Consider the following 18,062-nt stretch of genomic DNA (forward strand, 5'->3'; position numbering starts at 1 on the left):
CAGAGCCGGCGATCGAATGCCGCAGTGCCTCGCGCTAGGAGCCCAGCCCATCCTTCGGGATCTGGAACTCGTCAGGGTTCAGTTCTTCCACGTTGACGTCCTTGAAGGTCAGCACCTTGACGGACTTCACGAAGCGCCCTTGGCGGTAGATGTCCCAGACCCACGCGTCGGTGAGGTTCAACTCGAAGTACACTTCCCCGGCGTTGGACAGGGTCTTCACGTCCACTTGGTTGGCCAGGTAGAAGCGGCGCTCGGTCTCGACCACGTAATTGAACAGCCCCACCACGGTCTTGTACTCGCGGTATAGCTGCAGTTCCATGTCGGACTCGTAGTTTTCCAGGTCGTCGGCAGCCATCACTTTGCTTTCTTTGTCGTGGCTTCACCTTGGGCCTGATCAGCACCCGAAGTCAAGTTCCAGCTCTTGCGGTGGTAGTCGCAGGGACCCTGCGCAACGATCGCGGCACGATGCGCAGCGGTGGCATACCCCTTGTTGATCTCCCAGCCGAAGGCCGGATGCTCGGTGGCCAGATCAACCATGATTCCATCGCGTTCAACCTTGGCCAGAATGGAAGCTCCAGCGATCGCCTGGCAGGTCATGTCGCCTTTGATGATGGTCGTCACCGGGATGTGCAGGCCCACGGGTTCGCGGTCATCGGCCAGGATGTCGAAGAGGTCCGGTTCCGGTGCGGTCAGCCAGTCGTAGCTGCCATCCAGAAGCGCCGCCTCGGGCTGTACCGCGCACAGCTCCATGGCCCGCGATCCGGCCAGGCGCAGGGCGCCAGTAACTCCCAGCTCATCGATTTCAGCCGCAGAGGCATGCCCGACGCCGTACCCCACGGCCCACTGGCGAACTGGATCGACCAGTTCCGTACGGGTTTCCGGGCTCAGCAGCTTGGAGTCGCGCAGCGCTGGGAACTCCGTGACCTGCTCAATATCTATCACCGTCATGCCGACGGTAATCGGACCAGCCAAGGCGCCGCGTCCCACCTCATCGACCGCTGCGATATAGCGGAACCCATGCTTGGCTGCCAAGGCGCGCTCATGTTCTAGCGTGGTTGCCTTGCTCTTCAAAACGGCCATGGGCGGTGCCCCTACTTCGCCACTGCGTGCGGGACGTTGGCGAAGACTTCTTCGTGCGAGTCGACGATGCCCCAGCGCGAGGTTGGCCAAGAGATCACCGAAGCGCGGCCCTGGACGGATTCGAGGTCGACGAAGCCACCCTGGCGATCGGCGTGGAAGCGGGAATCCGCGCTGGCACCTCGGTGATCACCCATCACCCAGATTTTTCCCTCTGGGACGGTCGCCTTGAATTCCATGTCTGACGGGCTGTCGCCGTCAAAGATGTACGGCTCGTCTATGGGCTCGCCGTTGATCGTGATGGCACCTTCCGCGGTGCAGCACTCCACGGTGTCACCGGGCATGCCGATGATGCGCTTGACCAGGTACTGCTCATCAGCCGCTGGCAGCACGCCGACAAAGGAGAGCGCATTCTGGAACGCGGTGGGGTACTCGGTCAGCGGTGGCAGCCATTCCTGGTCATCGCGGAAGACGACGACGTCGCCACGTTCCAACTCGAACGGCCCGGGAACCATGAGGTTGGCGAAAATCCGGTCGTTGACCTCGAGGGTATGCTCCATGGAGCCTGATGGGATGTAGTAGGCACGGAAGAAGAAGGTCTTGATCACGAACGAGAGCAGCAGCGCGATCGCGATGATGATGACAATCTCGCGGACGAAGCGCCATATTTTGTATAGGGGTCCCCTGCTTGGAGGAGTCTCTGCTGATGCTGCGCTCACGATTCGATTAGTACCTTCCATTGTCGCGTGTAGTCCCCATCTTACGTGTCTTGCCAGGCGCAGCGGATCATTGCATAGCCACGGCCAGTTGCCCAGAAACGCACCAATGGCCAGGTCCGTCGCCGGGCCTGGCCATTGGTGCGTCCGTTCAAGCGGACTGCGGGCTACTGGGTGGCAGCAGGCGACATGATGCCACCGCTCTGCTTGTAGTCCACGGGGATTTCGCCGATGGGCTTCTCAGCTTCAATCAGCTTTTGGACTTCGTCCAGCTGGCTCTTATCCACCGACAGGGTGATGCCGCCCGTTTCAGGATTCAGCGTGTATGCATGGATGGCGGTGCGCACGGGGTTTTCCTGCTTGCCCTGCCACTTCATGATTTCGGAAATCGCCGAACGAAGCTCCTCGCTGTTGAATTGGACTAGGTGCCCGATGGCCCCGGCTTCTTCAATAGCGGATAGCTGCGCTTCGCTGGTCGTCGAAACGTTCAGCTGCCCGTCCTTGATCCAGCCTTGGACGTATTCATCGCCCAAGGCTTCGGAGAGCTGGTCATTGGTCTGGAGCAGTGCGTCTTGGTCCACGGTGTTCCCGCTCGAGTTTCCTGTTTGCTGCGAGGATTCCGATCCCGTGGCGCTGGCCGTAGCCTGCGCACCTGGATCGGTTCCCTGACCGCAGCCGGTTAGCAATAGGGCAGCCATGGCGGCAGTAGAGGCCAGCATGATTGGCGTGCGTGAAGTTCTAGCGTTGAAATTCATAATTTACACCTCGGTGATATTCACGTTGCCGCAACGATCTTAGCTTTGAGACTAGTGCCGAAATCGTAGAGCAACCAAGGAGCTACATGTGTGCCAAGTAAAAATGCCCCGCTACTTGTTCTCAAGTAGCGGGGCATTTTCAGCAGGATCCAATCCCGCCGGAACAGAATCCCTTAGCCGTGGCGACGTGCGTTGCGGCGGAACAGCAGGAATGCCGCACCGGCCAGGGCCATTGCGCCACCGGCGGCGATCAGCGGAACGCTGTTCGAACCGGTATCCGCCAAAGGATCGTCCTTCTTAGGAGTTTCCTTTGGAGTTGCAGACTTGCTTGGCTCGTCGTCCTTCTGGTCCTTCGGAGCTTCCGACTTGTCGTCGTCCTCCGAAGCCGAAGGAGAGGTGCTCTCCGATGGCTTGTCGCTCTCATCCTCGGAAGGCGATGGCGAGGTGCTCTCGGAAGGCTCAGTAGTTGGTTCCTCGGAAGGCGATGGCGAGGTGCTCTCGGAAGGCTCCGTAGTTGGTTCCTCAGTTGGTTCCTCGGTAGGCTCCACAGTCGGTTCCTCGGTTGGCTCCTCAGTCGGTTCCTCGGTTGGAGTCGGCGTCGGAGTTGGAGTCGGCGCAGCAACGATCACGACGTTGGCGTTGACCCGCTCAGAGGTGTTGAAGCCGTTCTTGGCCACAACGCTGAACGCAAACTTTCCTGGTTCTTCCGGGGCTGGGAACGAGAAGTTTCCTTTAGCGTCCAGCTCAACCTTCTTGTAGAGCTTGCCGTCAACGACCACACGGATGATGGTGCCAGCCGGAGCATTGGCAAGGGTACCGGTGATTGCTTCACCAGGTTCAACTTCAGTACCGTTTTCCACCGTGATGGCAGGGGTATTGATATGGAATTTCAGCGTGTAGCCATCAATGTAGCCCTTGTCGAAGACATCATCGAGCGAGGTGTACATGGCGATGTCATCAGCGGTGTTTTCCTCCAGGTCTTCACCTGCGGCGTTGGCCGAGTTGATGCCTGCCGCCTTGCTGCCTACGAGCATTGGGCCACCGGAGTCACCCTGGTCAAGCACGCTCTGGCCAGGATTTTCAGCGACATAGCCAGCAACTGAACGGTAGGTCTTATCCGAGCCACCAACGAAGAAGACGCCTTCACCGATAATCGGGGAGCAGCTCCAACCGGTGGTACGGCCCGAAGAGCAAGCTTCCGACCCAACTAGTGCCTTGGTCGTGCCAGTCACGTTGATAACTTCGTCGCGAGGTTCGTTGCCGTCAGCCCATTCGGACACAGCAGCGTGCAAGTTCAGCGCAGGATTGATGTTATCGATCACCGAGATGTCCGTGCCTGGTTCCAGGTTATTGAACTCTTCCTCGGTCAAGGAGTTCAGTTCTTCGGCGGATAGGCCCGAATTACCCGGACCACCGAACTGGTTGAATCCAAAAGTACCCAGCTCGGCACCCAGAGTTGGCGATTGGCCTGGAACCGACTGTTCGGCAAGGCCCAAAATCTTGGTGGCGCCATCTTCCGAGCAGTGCCCAGCCGAGATGATGGCATCTTCACCCTCTGCGGTCCACGCGGTGAATCCGAGCGAGCAGACCGTCGACGTGCTAGTAGGTGCGCCGGACTTGTCCATTGCGTAACCCAGGGCACCGTAAATATCCTCTGCGGCGGTGGTCTTGGCAACACCCGAGCTTTCTACACCGTCAACGTGCGTAGCTTCGCTGACGAACTGCTCAACGGTCAGCTTCTCAGGCAGGGAGCCAGCGGACTTGGACTTCAGTTCGTCCGCAGCTTCCTTCTCGTCGAAGCCCTTTGCGTAGATCTTCAAGCCATCGTTGGTCTGAAGGATAGCGGTGATGCGCTTCAGTTCCTTCGGCTCGATGTTGGCCAAAAGCTCGGTGTAGACCTTGTCTACGGTCTTGACCTGCGAGTCAACTTCGGTCACCACGATAGGAGCCGGAGCTGCACTGGCCTTGACGATCTCCTTGGCCTTGGCAGCGTCCTTCTTGCTTACGGTGATCTCGGCTTTGCCGTCCTTCACCGAGGCAGTGGCGTCAATGCCTTTCGCATTCAGTTCGTCGCGGACTTTGGAAGCAGCGTCGCTGGTCTCCCCGTCCTTGACGTACTCTTCAACGGACTTATTGAGGTCCTTCTCAATAGCCTTGTCGAGCCCCTCGGTGTCCAGAGCGGTTTCGCTGGCCAAAGGCTTCTCGCTTGCCGTAGCGGACGCAGACGGCGATTCGGAGGCCGTTGGCGCCGCTGCGGCAGGCATGAAGCTAGAGCCGACCACCAAGGCGGTCGCGGCTGCTGCAACGATGCCGCGTTGCGCAGTCTTCTTTTTTGGATGTGGCATTAATGCTTCTCCCAGATTTATGGTGCGAGTGCCCGCGCGTCCCCTTACCTAAGGGCGCGCGCGTAAGCACAGGTGTTGTTACCAAAATGAAACAATACTTGGTTCCGACACAGCTTTTCAACCATCGAATCCAACAAAAATATAAATTCCAGAACCCGTTTCACCTAGTCAAATAGCTCTACCCTCATCGAGCTTGGTTACAACTTACGTGCCAGTAGTATTGGTTTAAGATTGGACTTCTCTTTCTAATCCCTAGTCAGCTTGGTGGATCCTGAGTGTTGTCGCGAAATTTACACACCAATTGCACAGCAAATCGGGTGGGATGGAAATCCATCCGAATTAATTCCATTAACCTAGAAAAATAGCGCCAGATGGGTAGTTCTACCCATCTGGCGCTATCAAAATCGCCGGTTGCTACGGCGTGTCACCTGATTACTGAACGCTGATCGAGCGGCCAAATCACCTCGGTCGCTTTGCCGGTGACGCGCTCGACGCTGATCATTCCGCCGCCGCTTGCGCCCAGCAATGCCCGCGAATCCTTGGAAGTGGAGCGGTGATCGCCCATGACCCACAAGCGGCCAACTGGCACTTCTACGGAAAATTTCTGTTCGCTCGGAGCATCTACAGCGAAGATGTACTGCTCGTCTACCGGCTCGCCGTTGACAAGCAGTAGCCCATCGGCACTGCAGCATTCCACGATGTCTCCCCCAACGCCAATGACGCGCTTGACGTACTTATTGCTGTTCCCTGTGAGGCTGAAGGCCGTGAGCAGATCATCTGCGAAGCTGGCCTTGGCGTAGGGCAGGAACGAGCCGCGGCCATCGAAGACGATGACGTCTCCGCGTTGCGGTTCGGTATCAGAGTAAGCGCGGCGGTCTACTGCGATGCTCTGGCCAGGGTTGAGCGTGGATTCCATAGAGTTGGACTCGATATGGAAGACGTCAATCACGGTGGCGCGAATGGCAATCGTGGCCAGCAGGCCAAGAATGATGGCGAGTACAGCGAAGCGCCAGACCCATGAAAAGGCCCGGCGCTTCAATGTTGCCCGCTCAGTGCGTGCAATCCGGTTCATTGAAGAACGCAGATTACTTCTTTGCGCTGAAGTCGCGCTTCTCGCGGATGCGAGCAGCCTTGCCGTGACGATCGCGCATGTAGTACAGCTTTGCACGACGAACGTCACCCTTGGTCACAACCTCAATCTTTTCGATGATTGGGGAGTGAACTGGGAAGGTACGCTCAACACCGGTGCCGAAGGAAACCTTGCGAACGGTGAAGGTCTCGCCAACACCCTGGCCCTGGCGACCAAGGACGTAGCCCTGGAAGACCTGAACACGGGAGTTCTTGCCTTCGATGATGTTGACGTGAACCTTCAGGGTGTCGCCTGGGCCGAAGGCTGGAACGTCGGAGCGCAGCGAGGCTGCGTTAACAGAGTCAAGAATATGCATAGTGCATCTCCTAGGATCAATGCCGCAGGTCACCGAATCCTCGTAGCGGGGCCCGACACCGGTCGAAACCAGTGAAATCCCCGGAACGTTGTACCACCGATTGCCTCTAGCAAACGGTGCGGTGGTCTTCTGTGGCTCGAACTTCCCCCTGCGGCAGGAGTCGAACAAAAACACACCAAGAAACAATTATGCCGTATCAGCGAAGCCGATGCGAGTTTGCCCGAAATGGCATTCGGGTGATTTTGGCCTCTTAGTCGCTCTCGGTACCAGCACCGGTAGCCCAGTCCAATTCGGACTTGGGGGTTATGGCACCGTCAACGAGCGCGAATCCGCTGTGCCACAGGGCATCGCGGTCCCTGCGGTTCAGGCTCTCGGCATCCAGCTGGGTGATCAGGTCAGGGCGACGCGCTGCGGTGCGCTTGATCTGCTCATCGCGGCGGAACCGCCCCACCCGCTGGTGGTTGCCACCGAGCAGCACTTCGGGGACATCGCGTCCGCGCCAGGAAGCCGGCTTGGTGTAAACCGGGTATTCCAGCAAGACATCCGCGTGGGATTCTTCCACCAGTGATTCCGGGTTGCCGATGACTCCTGGGATCAGCCGGGCGATGGCTTCCACCATCACCATCACGGCCACTTCTCCCCCGTTGAGCACGTAATCGCCGATGGATACGGGGATGACGTTGAAGTTCTCGTGCGCGTATTCGATGACGCGCTCATCGATGCCTTCATAGCGGCCGCAGGCGAAGACCAGATGCTCTTCCTCGGCAAGGTCGTAGGCCATCTGCTGGTTGAAGACGGCGCCTGCAGGCGAAGGGACAATCAGGGTTGGCTTGGGGCCGCCAGCATCGGCTGGGCGCACCGCGTCCAGTGCCTGTCCCCATGGTTCCGGCATCATCACCATGCCGGCGCCGCCACCGTACGGGGTGTCGTCGACCTTGCGGTGCTTGTCGGCAGTGAAGTCGCGCAGGTTGGTGACGTTCAGATCCAGGATGCCGTCTTCGGCGGCGCGGCCGATCAGCGAAAGCGAGAGCGGCTGGAGGTACTCAGGGAAAATCGAGATGACGTCAAGACGCATGGCTTACTTTTGTCCCTCTTCGTCGCTGCCGACTTCATCGCTGTTCAAGGTCAGCAGGCCTGCCGGCGGGGTGATGACCACGATGCCGGCTTCCGGATCGATCTCCGGGACGAATTCGTCGACGAACGGGAGGTAGATCTCCTGGCCGTCAGCGTCTTCGAAGACCAACAGGTCCTGGGCGGGATTGGTGCGCAGTGCGGTGATGGTACCGACCTGCTCGCCATCGAGCATGACCTTCAGGTCCAGCAGTTCATGCTCGTACCATTCGTCCGAGTCGTCTTCCGGCTCGTCGGAAACTTCAATCTCAAGGCGCGCGCCGCGCAGGGTTTCAGCCTGGTTGCGGTCGGCGATTTCCTTGAAGGAGAGCAGCAGGATGGTCTTGTTCCAGCGCGCATTGGCGATGGTCAGCGTCTTGACCGGGCCGTCGACGACGATGAGTTCTTCGCCAGCGGTGAAGCGCTCTTCCGGGGTGTCGGTCATGACCTGGGCGGTGACTTCGCCACGGATGCCGTGGGGCTTGCCGATGCGGGCAACCTGCAATCGCATAGTCTGCTGCTCTTTCTGCACTGTGTTCCGTGGCGTGTGCCGGGAGACTGGAATGGAAATTCTAGGGGTAAACACGAAAGGAGTTTCCGTCACTAGTTAGGACGGAAACTCCTTTCGTTTCGAAGCCAACTTAAAAGCCAGACCTCTAAGTTGCTTAGCCTCGGCGACGGTCGGTGTCGATTACATCGACACGTACCGGCTCCTTGGCCAACGCTGCCATTACGGTGCGCAGTGCTCGTGCGGTGCGTCCCTGGCGTCCGATCACACGACCGAGATCCTCAGGGTTCACACGTACTTCGAGCAGGTCGCCGCGGCGGGTGGACTTCAAGGCGACCTTGACGTCTTCCGGTTCCTCGACAACCCCGCGTACCAGGTGGTCTAGCGCGTCAACGAGCACTGTTACTCAGCCTCGGTAGCTTCGGCCTCTGCCTCTTCAGCAGCTGGCTTTTCAGCCTTCTTGGTGATTGCCTCTGGGAGGATCACCGAACCCTTGTCAGGAGCAACGAATGCTGGCTTAGGCTCGGCAACCTTGTAGGTGCCTTCCTGGCCATCGATGCCCTTGAACTTCTGCCAGTCACCGGTGATCTTCAGCAGTGCGTGTACCTGCTCGGTTGGCTGAGCGCCAACGGACAGCCAGTACTGTGCACGATCCGAATCGATCTCGATAACCGATGGGTTCTCGGTTGGGTGGTACTTGCCGATCTCCTCGATGGCACGGCCATCGCGCTTAGCGCGCGAGTCCATGACGACAACGCGGTAGAAAGGTGCGCGCATCTTACCGAAGCGCTTCAGACGAATCTTTACGGCCACTTTTGTGGTCTCCTGTTTCTCAACATGGTCGAATCCAATTTTTAGCACCTGTGGGGCAGGCCTTACTGGTCGGATTCTAAAAGGACAGGACTCATAGCGGAGAGAGGGGCCACTGCGAATCGAGTACCCTGCAATTATGCCAGAGAGCGTGCGCGGTGGCCAACTCTAATTGGCCCCGCGCGTCGGGCGAAGATCATGAGCTTGCTCACCCTGGGGTCTGCGCCCAGATGCAGCTTCTAGCATTGAGTGCATGACCGTTGATTCCGCCTTGCTGGGTTTCAGTATAGTTGCCGCCCTGATGACGTTGATTCCGGGTGTCGATACCGCACTGATCCTGCGATCGGCCATTGCCCGGGGACGCGGTGAAGCGCTGCTGGCGGCGCTGGGGATCTGCACGGGAGTATTCGTTTGGGGTGTGGCCGCGGCCGCGGGAGCTTCGGCAATTCTGGCCGCCTCATCCCTGGCCTACCATGTGCTGGCCTATGCCGGCGCAGCCTATCTGGTGTTCCTGGGCGGGCAGATGATCCATCGGAGCCTGCGGGGCAAGCAGTTGGCCACGATCCATGTCCCGGTATCGCACAGCAGGTATCGAACCTACCTGACCGGGCTGGTGACCAACGTGCTGAACCCGAAGATCGGCGTCTTCTATATCGCCGCGATCCCGCAGTTCACCCCGGCGGGCACCAACGCCCTATTCATGGGCATGGGGCTATCGGCGGTGCATGTTGCACTGACCCTGGTGTGGGCAGTGGCCTTGGTATACGGGGTTCGGATCGCTGGCCGCTGGCTGGGCTCAGCGAAGTCGGTGTCCTGGATGGACCGGATCACCGGGACAGTGCTGATCGGGTTCGGACTGAAAGTTGCGCTCTCGCGCCCATAGCATCTTGGCCACGCCGGCAGGTGCAGCAGTTCGCGGCTCCGGGTGCTCAGGCGGCCACCGGAACACTGTTTCTTCGCGGTACCTGCATCGGGTCCAGGTGCTTGGGCAGCAGGATGTGAGCCAGTCCCCCAACGGTAACCAGGGTCAGCAATCCTGCATGAATGGCATGGTGGTGCCTCCGACACAGGCAGCTGCCATTGCGCGATGAAGTGCACCCGCCACGTTCCCACCAGTTGTCGTGATGGTATTCGAGCATTTCAGGCGGTGCGGTGCATCCCGGGACGATGCATCCGCGGTCGCGGGCGAAAATTGCGCGCTTCATTGCATCCGTGAAGAAGCGTTCCTTGCGTCCTACATCCAGCGGTTGCCCATCGGGTCCGAAGACCACCCGGTAGATCTCGCCTTGGCAGATCAGCTGTGCGGTGTCCGCGGAATCGAGTTTCACCCCGTGGTCGGAGGTGGCGCGAAGCTTGGCCGGATCGCCAAGATCCTGCGGATCGCGCAACTGGATATGGATGCCGATCCTTGGAATGATTCCATTGGGCGCGGCACCTGCCGTGCGCCCTCTCAGCGCGGCCAATAGTGCGTTGAGCCGGCGCTGGGCCACCGGAACCTCCCCATCGCCAAGCAGCAGGGACGTTTGGAGGCCTTCACCTGCTCCGCCTGCGCCGCGCGTTTCCTGCTCATCAACAAGCTTGTCAGGTTGTTGCTGCGCTCCGGACAAGGATTCTTCCTCCCCGTGCCCGTCCTGGGCCCATGGCGGTGGTGGTTCCTTGCTGCTGAACAGGTCGTCGGTGGCTGATTGCCCGGCATTTGCCCCGGGATCCGCTTCCTGCTGGTCCTCTGAGGCGTTCTGGCCATCATCAGGGGCAGCGCCTGAACCGGATTTGGCGGCACGGGCGGCTTTGCCTGCCTTGGTACGCGGGTTATCGGCCTGGGCCAGGGTGGAGCGGAATTCCTCGCGCTGGGTCCCGGCGATGTAGAGCTCGTACTTGTCGCAGTCGCCCACGGCGCCTCGCGGATAGATGCCGGGTGCCGGGTTCCTGGTTTGCTTGCGTGCCCTGCGCTCAGCGGAAAGCATTGCCGCGAGCTGGGTCTCGCGGGTGGCACGGTCAGGTTCCTGCAGCAGCGCGGCGGCTTGGTGATCGAGCAGCTGGCCCTGTTCATTGCGGGCGGACGATTCCAGCGGCCGGCCTTGGAAGCTCGTGTCAGCCGGCTCGAATTTGTCCAGTGCGCGGGCCGTGCGGGCAATCAGCCGCGGGTCCAGGTCCGGCGCTTCGGCGTAGAGCCTGGCCAGCTGGGACAAGCGCGGCGCGGCGGTGCTGCCATCCATGAGGCGCCGGGCGATGAGCAGGTGCGCGTCATTCACCCGGTGCTGCCCCTCATGGGCGTTGATCCCCAGCCAGCTGGCCAGGAAGTCGCCGGTGTTCTGGTAGTGGGCGCGGCCTGAATGCTGGCGGGCGGGGCGGTCGTAGCTGGTCCGCGATGCGGAAACGGCCGCCAGCTCATCGTCTTCCAGCAGGTGGGCGCCGGTTGATTCGAGATGGATAGCGCTGTGCAATTGCTCCCGCAGAGTGTAGCGGTAGAGCGTTTCAATCAGCCGCGCATGCCCCGCCGCCACCCGCGGGTCATCGGACTCGCGCAGGGTGCAGGAGAGCTTGGCCAGCAGCGCGCAGCAGGAAGCCATCAGCTCAAGGAGCACTTGGGTCGCTCCGCGCGGGAGCGACCCGGTGATGGATTCGCGCAGGACCTGGATCGCTGCGGCTAGCTGGTGGATGCCCATGGACCCATCATGGGCGCGGCCAGAGGCCCAAGCTGGCAGCCATCGCCAACTGTGGATAAGCCGCTAGCCGCGTTGGCGGACCTTGGACTGGCGGATGACCAGGAAGATCAGGTACGGGGCGCCAATCACCGCGGTCGCCACCCCGGCAGGCAGGATCACCGGGAAAGCCCGGGCCGCAACCAGGTCGGCCAGCAGCACGAAGATCGCCCCGATCAGCGCGGCATGGGGCACCGGCGGGATGGTGCCGCGGGCCACCAGCCGCGCGGCATGCCCGCTGGCCAGCGCAACGAAGGCCAGCGGCCCGGCGATCACGGTCGCGGCAATGGCCAGCAGCGAGGCGATGCCGAGCATCAGGACCCGGTCGCGCCCCAGGTTCATGCCCAGCGCGCGGGAGGTATCCGAATCCAGCGCCAGCACCTCGCGCTGGTTGCGCAGCAGCGCGGCCGCGGCCAGTCCCAGCACGATGACCACCGGCGCGAAGGCCAGGTCGGCCCAGGAGATCGCGTTGATGGTCCCGGCCAGCCAGGTCAGCGCCTGCTGGGCGTTGTAGATTTCTCCCAGGGTCAGCATCCAGGAGGTCAGTGCGGCGCACAGCCCGGAAAAGCCCAGGCCCACCAGCACCAGCCGGTTGCTTTCCAGGGAACTGTGCCAGACCAGCGCGAAGACCAGGGCCGAGACCAGCAAGCCGCCCAAGGTGGCGGCAATGGGCAGCCCGTAGTGCACCAGCAGTTCCGAACGGCCGCCGGCGTGCACGCTCAGGGCCAGCACGGCCACCGCGCCCAGGGCCGCTCCGTTGGTCACCCCAAGGATGTCGGGGCTGGCCAGCGGGTTGCGCGCCACGTTCTGGGTCAGCGCCCCGGCCACTCCGAAGCCGGCCCCGGCCAGCACCGCGGCCACGCTGCGCGGCAGCCGGAACTCGATGATCGTCAGCTCGGTGCGCGGATCCGGGGCCGCGCCGAAGAGCGTAGCCACCACATCGCCCAGCGCGATCGGGGTGCCCCCGATGGCCAGGTGCAGGCAGAAGGCCGCGAGGGCCACGGCCAGCAGGATCAGGCCGGTAGCCACAGCGCGCCGGGCGCGCACCGCGGAAGCGGGGGTGCGGATCGCCGGGGCGCTCATACGGTGACCGCCTTGCGGCGCCGGGCCACGTAGATGAAGAAGGGCGCGCCGAGCAGCGCGATGACCACGCCCACGGGCAGTTCCCCGGGGCGGTCCAGCATGCGGCCGAGCACATCGGCTACGCACAGCAGCAGCGCGCCGCACAGGGCCGAGCCGGGAATCACCCAGCGGTAGTCGGCGCCGAAGATGCGCCGGGAAATATGCGGTACCAGCAGGCCCAGGAAGGCGATCGGCCCGGCCAGGGTGACCGCCAGCCCGGACAGCGCCACGATCGCCGCCAGCCCCAGCCCGCGGGCATGCAGGGCGGTGACCCCGAGGCTGCGTGCGGAATCCTCGCCCAGGGTCAGCGCGTTCAGCCCGCGGGCATTGGCCAGGGCCAGCACGGTGCCGGCCACCAGCAGCGGCCACAGCGACAAGAAGGATTCGTAGCCTTGGACCACGGAGCCGACCTGCCAGAAGCGCAGGGTTTCCAGGGCGGCCTCGCTCAGCAGCACGATGGCCGAGACCACTCCGGCGCAGAGCGCGGTGACCGCGGCGCCCACCAGCAGCAAGGTGATGGGCGATCCCCCGCGCCCGTCGATGCGCCCGATGCCGAAGACCACCAGGGCCGCCAGCAGCGCTCCGCCCAGGGCCAGCAGCGCCTGGGTCCACGCCGGCAGCGGGCCGGTGAAAGCGGCGACCGAGACGATGGCCAGGGCCGCGCCCTGGTTGATGCCCAGCAGGCCGGGTTCGGCGATCGGGTTGCGGGTGTGGCCCTGGATCAGCGTGCCGGCCATCCCCAAAGCGGCGCCGGCGGCCAGCGCGGTGACGGTGCGCGGCCAGCGGATCTCGCGGATGGCGATGTCGCTGACCTGGCCGTCGGGGGCCAGCAGCGCGTGGCGCAGCTCGGCGAAGCTGGAGGTGGTGCTGCCGATCCACAGGCTGAGCCCGATGGCGGCGCCCACGCCGGCGGCCAGGGCCAGCAGCGAGCTGATGCGCGGTGTGGTGCGGTCGATGGTCGGTGGCCTTTCTCGGGCCGCGGAGTGCGCGGCGGGTGCGTGCAGGATATGCGAAGCAATGATGTCGCAGGACCTTGACCAGGACGGCCGGATCCATGCTACTGTTCTTCTCGCGCGCTAAGCTTACCCTTGCCTAAGTGGGGCAAGCAAAAATACATCATGCGCTAATTAGTCAATCACCTTCATGGAAAGCACTCGCATGCACACTCCCCGCATTCTCGCCCTGAGCGCCGCACTGGCCGCGGCCGCACTGGCCCTGTCCTCCTGCGCCAGCTCTTCCCCGAGCACCGAGCCGGCAGAAACCGCCGCCACCGCGGAAGCCGATTCCAGCTTCCCGGCGGCCATCAAGCACTTCCGCGGCACCACCGAGCTGGCCGAACGGCCGCTGCGCGTCGCCGCACTGGACCCTTCCTACGTGGATGCCGCCATGCTGCTGGGAGCCGAGCTGGTGGCCTACACCGAATACCGCAAGGGCAACAACCCCTTCCCCGAGTACCTCGGCGACATCACCGAGCAGACCGACGAAGCCGTGAACGTCGGCACCATCACCGAACCGGATCTGGAAAAGCTGCTGGCCACCGAGCCGGACGTGATCATCTCCGCCGACGTGCGCCAGGGCGCCATGTACGACCAGCTGAACAAGATCGCCCCGACCATCTTCTCCGAGTCCACCGGACCAACTTGGAAGGAAAACGTGGTGCTGCTGGGCGAGGCCCTGGGCAAGAAGGACCAGGCGGAAACGGCCGTGGCTGAGTACGAGGCCCGCGCCGCCGCGGTGGGCAAGGAAATCCTGGCAAAGAAGCCCGAGACCACTTACTCGCTGGTGCGTTTCGCCGGCGAGGACACCGCGCGCCTGTACGCCACCGATTCGTTCATCGGCGAGATCATGGTGGACATGGGCATTCCGCGCCCGGAGGATGCCCCGGATACCACCGAGTCGATCTTCGTTCCGCTGTCGCCGGAGGAAATCCTGAAGGCCGACGCCGAAGTGATCTTCCAGTCCACCTGGTCCCCGGAAGGGGCCGAGGGCGACGCGTCGCGCGCCCAGGAAGACAAGTTCACCTCCAACCCGTTGTGGGAGAAGCTGGAAGGCGAGGTCATGCAGGTCGACGACTCGATCTTCCTCTCCTCGGTGTCGCTGCAGGGCGCCCACGAGGTCATCACCCAGGTCGCCGAGCACTTCGAGGTCGACCCGCAGCTGCCCTAAGCGGCGCCCGGAATACCGGCAATTAAAATACTCGAGTCCCTGCCCGGCGTCGTTCGCCGTAGGCAGGGACTCGATTCATTTACCGGCTCCGCGCGCGGGAACCGGTGCCAATCAGTGGTTATCTGGCAGCTTTGCGCACCGGATCGACAGCGACCTCCGCGTGCTTCAGCCGCTTCTCAGCGCGCTTTTCCTTGATGCTCTTGCCTGGTTTTTTCGCTTCGCCCTTGCGTGGGGATTTGCTCGACATGACGTGCCGTCCTTTACCGGAGACGCGCTGCGCCTCCAACAAATGCGGGGAAAGTACCCCATAACCTGAACCATAGGAAGTTTCGCACCGAAGAGCAAGGGCTGGAGCCTTCCCGGCGATTCTCCCACGGCTTTCGGCGAGCGCCATGGCGTTTTCGAAGATACATTCGAATCCGCGTTGGCGGCTTCTTCGGCCACTGGGCCAGCCTTGCGGTGCAGGCCAGGGAAATCGAAGACGACACGACTGCGTCTTCCCAGCGCCCGCCTAGCTTCACCGCGTAGTCTGGAATTTGGCGCGAGGAACTGCATATCCTCGCGCGAAATTAACTTTGCCGTGGTCAAACTAAGGATCATTCTCCGTGGATATCAGGGAACAGCAGCTGGACGCCTACATGGTCACGTGGAAGCTTGAGCGCGAATTCGGCGGGATGACCACCGTCTGCACCCAGCGCGCGGCCGCTTTCGCCCAGCGGCACGGTTCTGCCGCGGTGGTGACCTTCGGCCCCAACGAACAGCTCCCGCAGATCGTCGAGGAACTCGTCGCGCGCGGCAAGCTTTCGCCCAAGGTCCGGGTGCTCAATCCCTACCTCCACCTGGCGGACCATGACCTGCAGCCGCAGACCAGCATCCCCGAGCGGAAGGCCGAACCGGCCTGCCTGGACTTCACGGTACGCAAGTCCGTCCACCACCCCGGCCAGGGCGCCGCATTGTTCTGCGAGCACAGTGTTGCAGGCCCCGAAGGCGGGATCAAGAAGACCACGTACTACCGGGCCGATGGCACCGCCTTCTTGTCCGATATGAAGTTCCACGACGGGAAGGCCCGCCGCATCGTTGAGGCTTTTGACCGCAGCGGAACCCTGGTGGCCCGCTTCCCCAGCGCGGCGTCGTTCTACCGCCATTGGCTGTCGCAGATCGTCGACCACCCGAACTCCTTGGTGGTCATCGACAGCAAGTACACCGCGGCCATGCTCGCTTCCTGGAAACCGGTGCACGTGCCCAAGGTATTCGCGTTCCACAGCATCCATGTGGCCAAGGGGCTGGACCTTGCCAGCGGCCAGCTCTCCAAGGGCCACGGGCCCATCATCGAAGAACGCTCCAACTGGGATGCCTTCGTCTTCCTGACCCAGGCCCAGCGCCAGGCCTATGTCGACCGCTTCGGCGAAGCCGACTCGGCATTCGTCATCCCCAACCCGCTGAACCCGTCCACCGTGCAACCGCCGGTACCGGCACGCAGCTCGACCAGCCTGATCGTGGCCGGCTCGCTGACCCCCAACAAGAACGTAGCCGCCGCCCTGGATGTCCTCCACGAGCTGGCTCTTCGCGGCAAGCGGCCAACCCTGCACATTGTCGGCCAGGGCAGCGAATGCGACGCGCTAGCGGAACGGGCCGCCGAGCTGGGCCTGCGCGAGTCGGTCATCTTCCACGGCTACTCCGACCAGCTCCCCCGCCACTTCGCTTCCTGCACGGCGCAATTATTCACCTCGACCAACGAGGGCCAAGCCCTGGTCATCCTCGAGGCCCAGGCCCAGGGATGCATCCCGGTCTCCTTCGACATCAACTTCGGGCCAGCCGACAGCATCACCGATGGGCATAACGGCTTCCTGGTCCGCCATGGCGATATCCAGGCCATGGCCGACCGGGTGCAGCAGCTCATGGACGATCCCGCCCTGGCCGCCCGGATGTCGCAGCAGGCCCGCACATTTGCCAGCGAGTACCAAGCTCGCGATCTAGTCTCACTTTGGGAGGACACCATGTCCATAGCGAAGATGCTCAAGAAGCTCGGCGCGAAGAACCGCGTCCCGCATTTCGAAGCAAAACTGCGGGGCGTCGACTTCCCTGACGGCCAGGGATTGCAGGTGCGGGTGGAGCATCGGGCCCACGTCGAAGACCTGCCCGATCCGGCTACCTTCGAGCTGGTCTTCGTCAATCGGGACAGCAAGGAAGAAATCGCGGCCGTGGCCAGCAGCAGTGTGGACGAGCAGCTGGCGGTCTTCGATGTGGAGCCGCAGCTCTTGGGCGAGACCCAGGAACAGGATGCGGCGGTGGACGTGAACCTGCGCCTGCGCGTGGGCAAGGCCATGGAAATGAAGCGCCTGGGTCTGCCCGAAACAATGATCCTGCCGTACTTCACCACGCACAAGAACCTCTCCTTCCGCCCCAAGCAGTAGCCGGGCAGCAGCTCGCATCCAGCGCGCGTTCGGGACTTGCTGACAATTCTCCAAGTCCGGTCCCATAAAGTCGATCGCATGCGAATTCAGATGTCCCAACTGCGACCGCTGCTCAAAAGCCACCGGATCCTCATGACGGTTCCGGGCATGAAGGATTTCGAGAACACCGGAAGCACCTGCAATCCCGAGGCGTGGATCAGCTACCAGGAAGACCTCGCGCTGGATCCCTACACCACCTTCTGGGGAACCAGCGGAACAGCCCTTCCGCGCATGGGCGCGTTCTCCTACACCCATTCAAAGCTCAACAAGGCCATCAGCGTCGGACGGTTCACCTCGATCGCCAAGGGCATGACTGTCATGGGAGCCAAGCACCCCCTGGAGTGGGCATCGACCAGCCCGGTGTTCTACAACCAGCGGCTGCTGATGCGCACCTACGCGGCCGATCACGGCGCGGAACTGGGGACAACGAAGTACGGCTACACGCCGGGGAAGATCTCCATCGGCAACGATGTATGGATCGGCGAAAAGGTCACGCTGGGCCATGGGGTCGCCATCGGCGACGGCGCGGTCATCGCCTCGAATTCCGTAGTCACCAGCGACGTCGAGCCGTACACCGTGGTCGGCGGCCTGCCGGCCAAGAAGATCCGCGACCGCTTCGATGCGCCGACCGTCCAGGCCCTCCAGGCATCGCAGTGGTGGCAGTACGCCCCGGAGAACCTGACCCACCTGGACGTGGCCAACCCGGCCGCCTTCGCCCAGCAGGTGCTCGAGCAGGCCGAGGCAGGGACTGTGCGGCCATTCCAGACGAGGCCCTTGACCGCCAAGACCATTGCCGAGCACCTGGAGGCCCTGGGCACCGGAACCGGGTGAAGACAGGAAGTGGCCCCCCGGG

General features: G+C 62.4%; 19 protein-coding genes. 4 read left to right on the forward strand and 15 right to left on the reverse strand.

Going from position 1 to position 18,062, the window contains the following annotated elements; genetic code table 11:
* Positions 1-34: 34 nt before the first annotated feature.
* From ACNPM8_RS17335 to rpsP, 11 genes are all read right to left on the reverse strand, one after another.
* Positions 35-355, reverse strand: a complete 321-nt coding sequence (locus ACNPM8_RS17335) for a DUF2469 domain-containing protein (RefSeq protein ID WP_105657739.1) — start codon at positions 353-355, stop codon at positions 35-37.
* Positions 355-1,080 carry a ribonuclease HII gene (locus tag ACNPM8_RS17340; protein WP_105661214.1) on the reverse strand — a complete coding sequence of 242 codons (726 nt, stop codon included), beginning with the start codon at positions 1,078-1,080 and terminating at the stop codon, positions 355-357. The genes ACNPM8_RS17335 and ACNPM8_RS17340 overlap by 1 nt, the downstream gene beginning before the upstream one ends.
* A gap of 11 nt (positions 1,081-1,091) precedes the next feature.
* Positions 1,092-1,796 carry a signal peptidase I gene (gene lepB, locus ACNPM8_RS17345; RefSeq protein WP_286134539.1) on the reverse strand — a complete coding sequence of 235 codons (705 nt, stop codon included), beginning with the start codon at positions 1,794-1,796 and terminating at the stop codon, positions 1,092-1,094.
* 164 nt (positions 1,797-1,960) lie between these two features.
* Positions 1,961-2,548, reverse strand: coding sequence for a hypothetical protein (locus ACNPM8_RS17350; protein ID WP_448940287.1), 588 nt, complete (start codon positions 2,546-2,548; stop codon positions 1,961-1,963).
* A gap of 173 nt (positions 2,549-2,721) precedes the next feature.
* Complete coding sequence (locus tag ACNPM8_RS17355) at positions 2,722-4,893, reverse strand: S1 family peptidase (RefSeq protein WP_448940288.1); 2,172 nt, start codon at positions 4,891-4,893, stop codon at positions 2,722-2,724.
* Between the two features lie 424 nt (positions 4,894-5,317).
* Complete coding sequence (gene lepB / locus ACNPM8_RS17360; protein ID WP_448940289.1) at positions 5,318-5,965, reverse strand: signal peptidase I; 648 nt, start codon at positions 5,963-5,965, stop codon at positions 5,318-5,320.
* Positions 5,966-5,978: 13 nt separating this feature from the next.
* Positions 5,979-6,338, reverse strand: coding sequence for a 50S ribosomal protein L19 (rplS, locus tag ACNPM8_RS17365; protein WP_133833440.1), 360 nt, complete (start codon positions 6,336-6,338; stop codon positions 5,979-5,981).
* Positions 6,339-6,588: 250 nt separating this feature from the next.
* Positions 6,589-7,413 (reverse strand): tRNA (guanosine(37)-N1)-methyltransferase TrmD, encoded by an 825-nt coding sequence (gene trmD, locus ACNPM8_RS17370; protein WP_448940290.1) that lies wholly within the window; start codon positions 7,411-7,413, stop codon positions 6,589-6,591.
* A gap of 3 nt (positions 7,414-7,416) precedes the next feature.
* Entirely contained in the window at positions 7,417-7,959 is a 543-nt protein-coding gene (gene rimM, locus ACNPM8_RS17375; protein ID WP_448940291.1) for a ribosome maturation factor RimM, read from the reverse strand.
* A gap of 154 nt (positions 7,960-8,113) precedes the next feature.
* Positions 8,114-8,356 carry an RNA-binding protein gene (locus ACNPM8_RS17380; protein WP_038991490.1) on the reverse strand — a complete coding sequence of 81 codons (243 nt, stop codon included), beginning with the start codon at positions 8,354-8,356 and terminating at the stop codon, positions 8,114-8,116.
* Positions 8,357-8,358: 2 nt separating this feature from the next.
* The gene (gene rpsP, locus ACNPM8_RS17385; protein ID WP_105657730.1) at positions 8,359-8,769 is read right to left on the reverse strand and encodes a 30S ribosomal protein S16; all 411 of its coding nucleotides are present in this window, start codon (positions 8,767-8,769) and stop codon (positions 8,359-8,361) included.
* A 250-nt stretch (positions 8,770-9,019) separates the two neighbouring features.
* Here rpsP and ACNPM8_RS17390 point away from each other — a divergent pair, with 250 nt between their 5' ends.
* Positions 9,020-9,649: a LysE family translocator gene (locus tag ACNPM8_RS17390; RefSeq protein ID WP_448940292.1), complete on the forward strand. Its 630-nt coding sequence runs from the start codon at positions 9,020-9,022 to the stop codon at positions 9,647-9,649.
* Between the two features lie 46 nt (positions 9,650-9,695).
* Here the strand turns inward: ACNPM8_RS17390 and ACNPM8_RS17395 are convergent, their stop codons facing one another.
* The 3 genes from ACNPM8_RS17395 to ACNPM8_RS17405 all read right to left on the reverse strand — a co-directional run bounded on the left by ACNPM8_RS17395 (position 9,696) and on the right by ACNPM8_RS17405 (position 13,495).
* Entirely contained in the window at positions 9,696-11,432 is a 1,737-nt protein-coding gene (locus ACNPM8_RS17395) for a hypothetical protein (protein WP_448940293.1), read from the reverse strand.
* A 63-nt stretch (positions 11,433-11,495) separates the two neighbouring features.
* Positions 11,496-12,551 (reverse strand): FecCD family ABC transporter permease, encoded by a 1,056-nt coding sequence (locus ACNPM8_RS17400; RefSeq protein ID WP_332731483.1) that lies wholly within the window; start codon positions 12,549-12,551, stop codon positions 11,496-11,498.
* Positions 12,548-13,495 carry a FecCD family ABC transporter permease gene (locus tag ACNPM8_RS17405; RefSeq protein WP_448940294.1) on the reverse strand — a complete coding sequence of 316 codons (948 nt, stop codon included), beginning with the start codon at positions 13,493-13,495 and terminating at the stop codon, positions 12,548-12,550. Before ACNPM8_RS17405 ends, ACNPM8_RS17400 begins: the two co-directional genes overlap by 4 nt.
* A 253-nt stretch (positions 13,496-13,748) precedes the next feature.
* On the opposite strand from ACNPM8_RS17405, the gene ACNPM8_RS17410 reads away from it, so the two are divergent.
* Entirely contained in the window at positions 13,749-14,756 is a 1,008-nt protein-coding gene (locus ACNPM8_RS17410; RefSeq protein ID WP_448940295.1) for an ABC transporter substrate-binding protein, read from the forward strand.
* 118 nt (positions 14,757-14,874) lie between these two features.
* On the opposite strand, the gene ACNPM8_RS17415 is transcribed toward ACNPM8_RS17410, so the two are convergent.
* Complete coding sequence (locus ACNPM8_RS17415; RefSeq protein ID WP_286134218.1) at positions 14,875-15,003, reverse strand: hypothetical protein; 129 nt, start codon at positions 15,001-15,003, stop codon at positions 14,875-14,877.
* Between the two features lie 358 nt (positions 15,004-15,361).
* Between ACNPM8_RS17415 and ACNPM8_RS17420 the strand changes: the two genes are divergently transcribed.
* Together ACNPM8_RS17420 and ACNPM8_RS17425 are read left to right on the forward strand one after the other, a co-directional pair.
* Positions 15,362-17,170 (forward strand): glycosyltransferase, encoded by a 1,809-nt coding sequence (locus tag ACNPM8_RS17420; protein ID WP_448940296.1) that lies wholly within the window; start codon positions 15,362-15,364, stop codon positions 17,168-17,170.
* Positions 17,171-17,248: 78 nt separating this feature from the next.
* Positions 17,249-18,040 carry a CatB-related O-acetyltransferase gene (locus ACNPM8_RS17425; RefSeq protein ID WP_448940297.1) on the forward strand — a complete coding sequence of 264 codons (792 nt, stop codon included), beginning with the start codon at positions 17,249-17,251 and terminating at the stop codon, positions 18,038-18,040.
* The last annotated feature ends 22 nt before the right edge of the window (positions 18,041-18,062 follow it).

This window comes from Glutamicibacter sp. AGC46 (assembly GCF_053543715.1).

What these genes read in the sequence shown, in the direction of transcription:
- ACNPM8_RS17335 (WP_105657739.1), bottom strand. Translation starts at nt 355, where the DNA reads ATGGCTGCCGACGACCTGGAAAACTACGAGTCCGACATGGAACTGCAG.
- ACNPM8_RS17340 (WP_105661214.1), bottom strand. Translation starts at nt 1,080, where the DNA reads ATGGCCGTTTTGAAGAGCAAGGCAACCACGCTAGAACATGAGCGCGCC.
- ACNPM8_RS17350 (WP_448940287.1), bottom strand. Translation starts at nt 2,548, where the DNA reads ATGAATTTCAACGCTAGAACTTCACGCACGCCAATCATGCTGGCCTCT.
- ACNPM8_RS17355 (WP_448940288.1), bottom strand. Translation starts at nt 4,893, where the DNA reads ATGCCACATCCAAAAAAGAAGACTGCGCAACGCGGCATCGTTGCAGCA.
- lepB (WP_448940289.1), bottom strand. Translation starts at nt 5,965, where the DNA reads ATGAACCGGATTGCACGCACTGAGCGGGCAACATTGAAGCGCCGGGCC.
- rplS (WP_133833440.1), bottom strand. Translation starts at nt 6,338, where the DNA reads ATGCATATTCTTGACTCTGTTAACGCAGCCTCGCTGCGCTCCGACGTT.
- trmD (WP_448940290.1), bottom strand. Translation starts at nt 7,413, where the DNA reads ATGCGTCTTGACGTCATCTCGATTTTCCCTGAGTACCTCCAGCCGCTC.
- rimM (WP_448940291.1), bottom strand. Translation starts at nt 7,959, where the DNA reads ATGCGATTGCAGGTTGCCCGCATCGGCAAGCCCCACGGCATCCGTGGC.
- ACNPM8_RS17390 (WP_448940292.1), top strand. Translation starts at nt 9,020, where the DNA reads ATGACCGTTGATTCCGCCTTGCTGGGTTTCAGTATAGTTGCCGCCCTG.
- ACNPM8_RS17395 (WP_448940293.1), bottom strand. Translation starts at nt 11,432, where the DNA reads ATGGGCATCCACCAGCTAGCCGCAGCGATCCAGGTCCTGCGCGAATCC.
- ACNPM8_RS17400 (WP_332731483.1), bottom strand. Translation starts at nt 12,551, where the DNA reads ATGAGCGCCCCGGCGATCCGCACCCCCGCTTCCGCGGTGCGCGCCCGG.
- ACNPM8_RS17410 (WP_448940295.1), top strand. Translation starts at nt 13,749, where the DNA reads ATGCACACTCCCCGCATTCTCGCCCTGAGCGCCGCACTGGCCGCGGCC.
- ACNPM8_RS17415 (WP_286134218.1), bottom strand. Translation starts at nt 15,003, where the DNA reads ATGTCGAGCAAATCCCCACGCAAGGGCGAAGCGAAAAAACCAGGCAAG.
- ACNPM8_RS17425 (WP_448940297.1), top strand. Translation starts at nt 17,249, where the DNA reads ATGCGAATTCAGATGTCCCAACTGCGACCGCTGCTCAAAAGCCACCGG.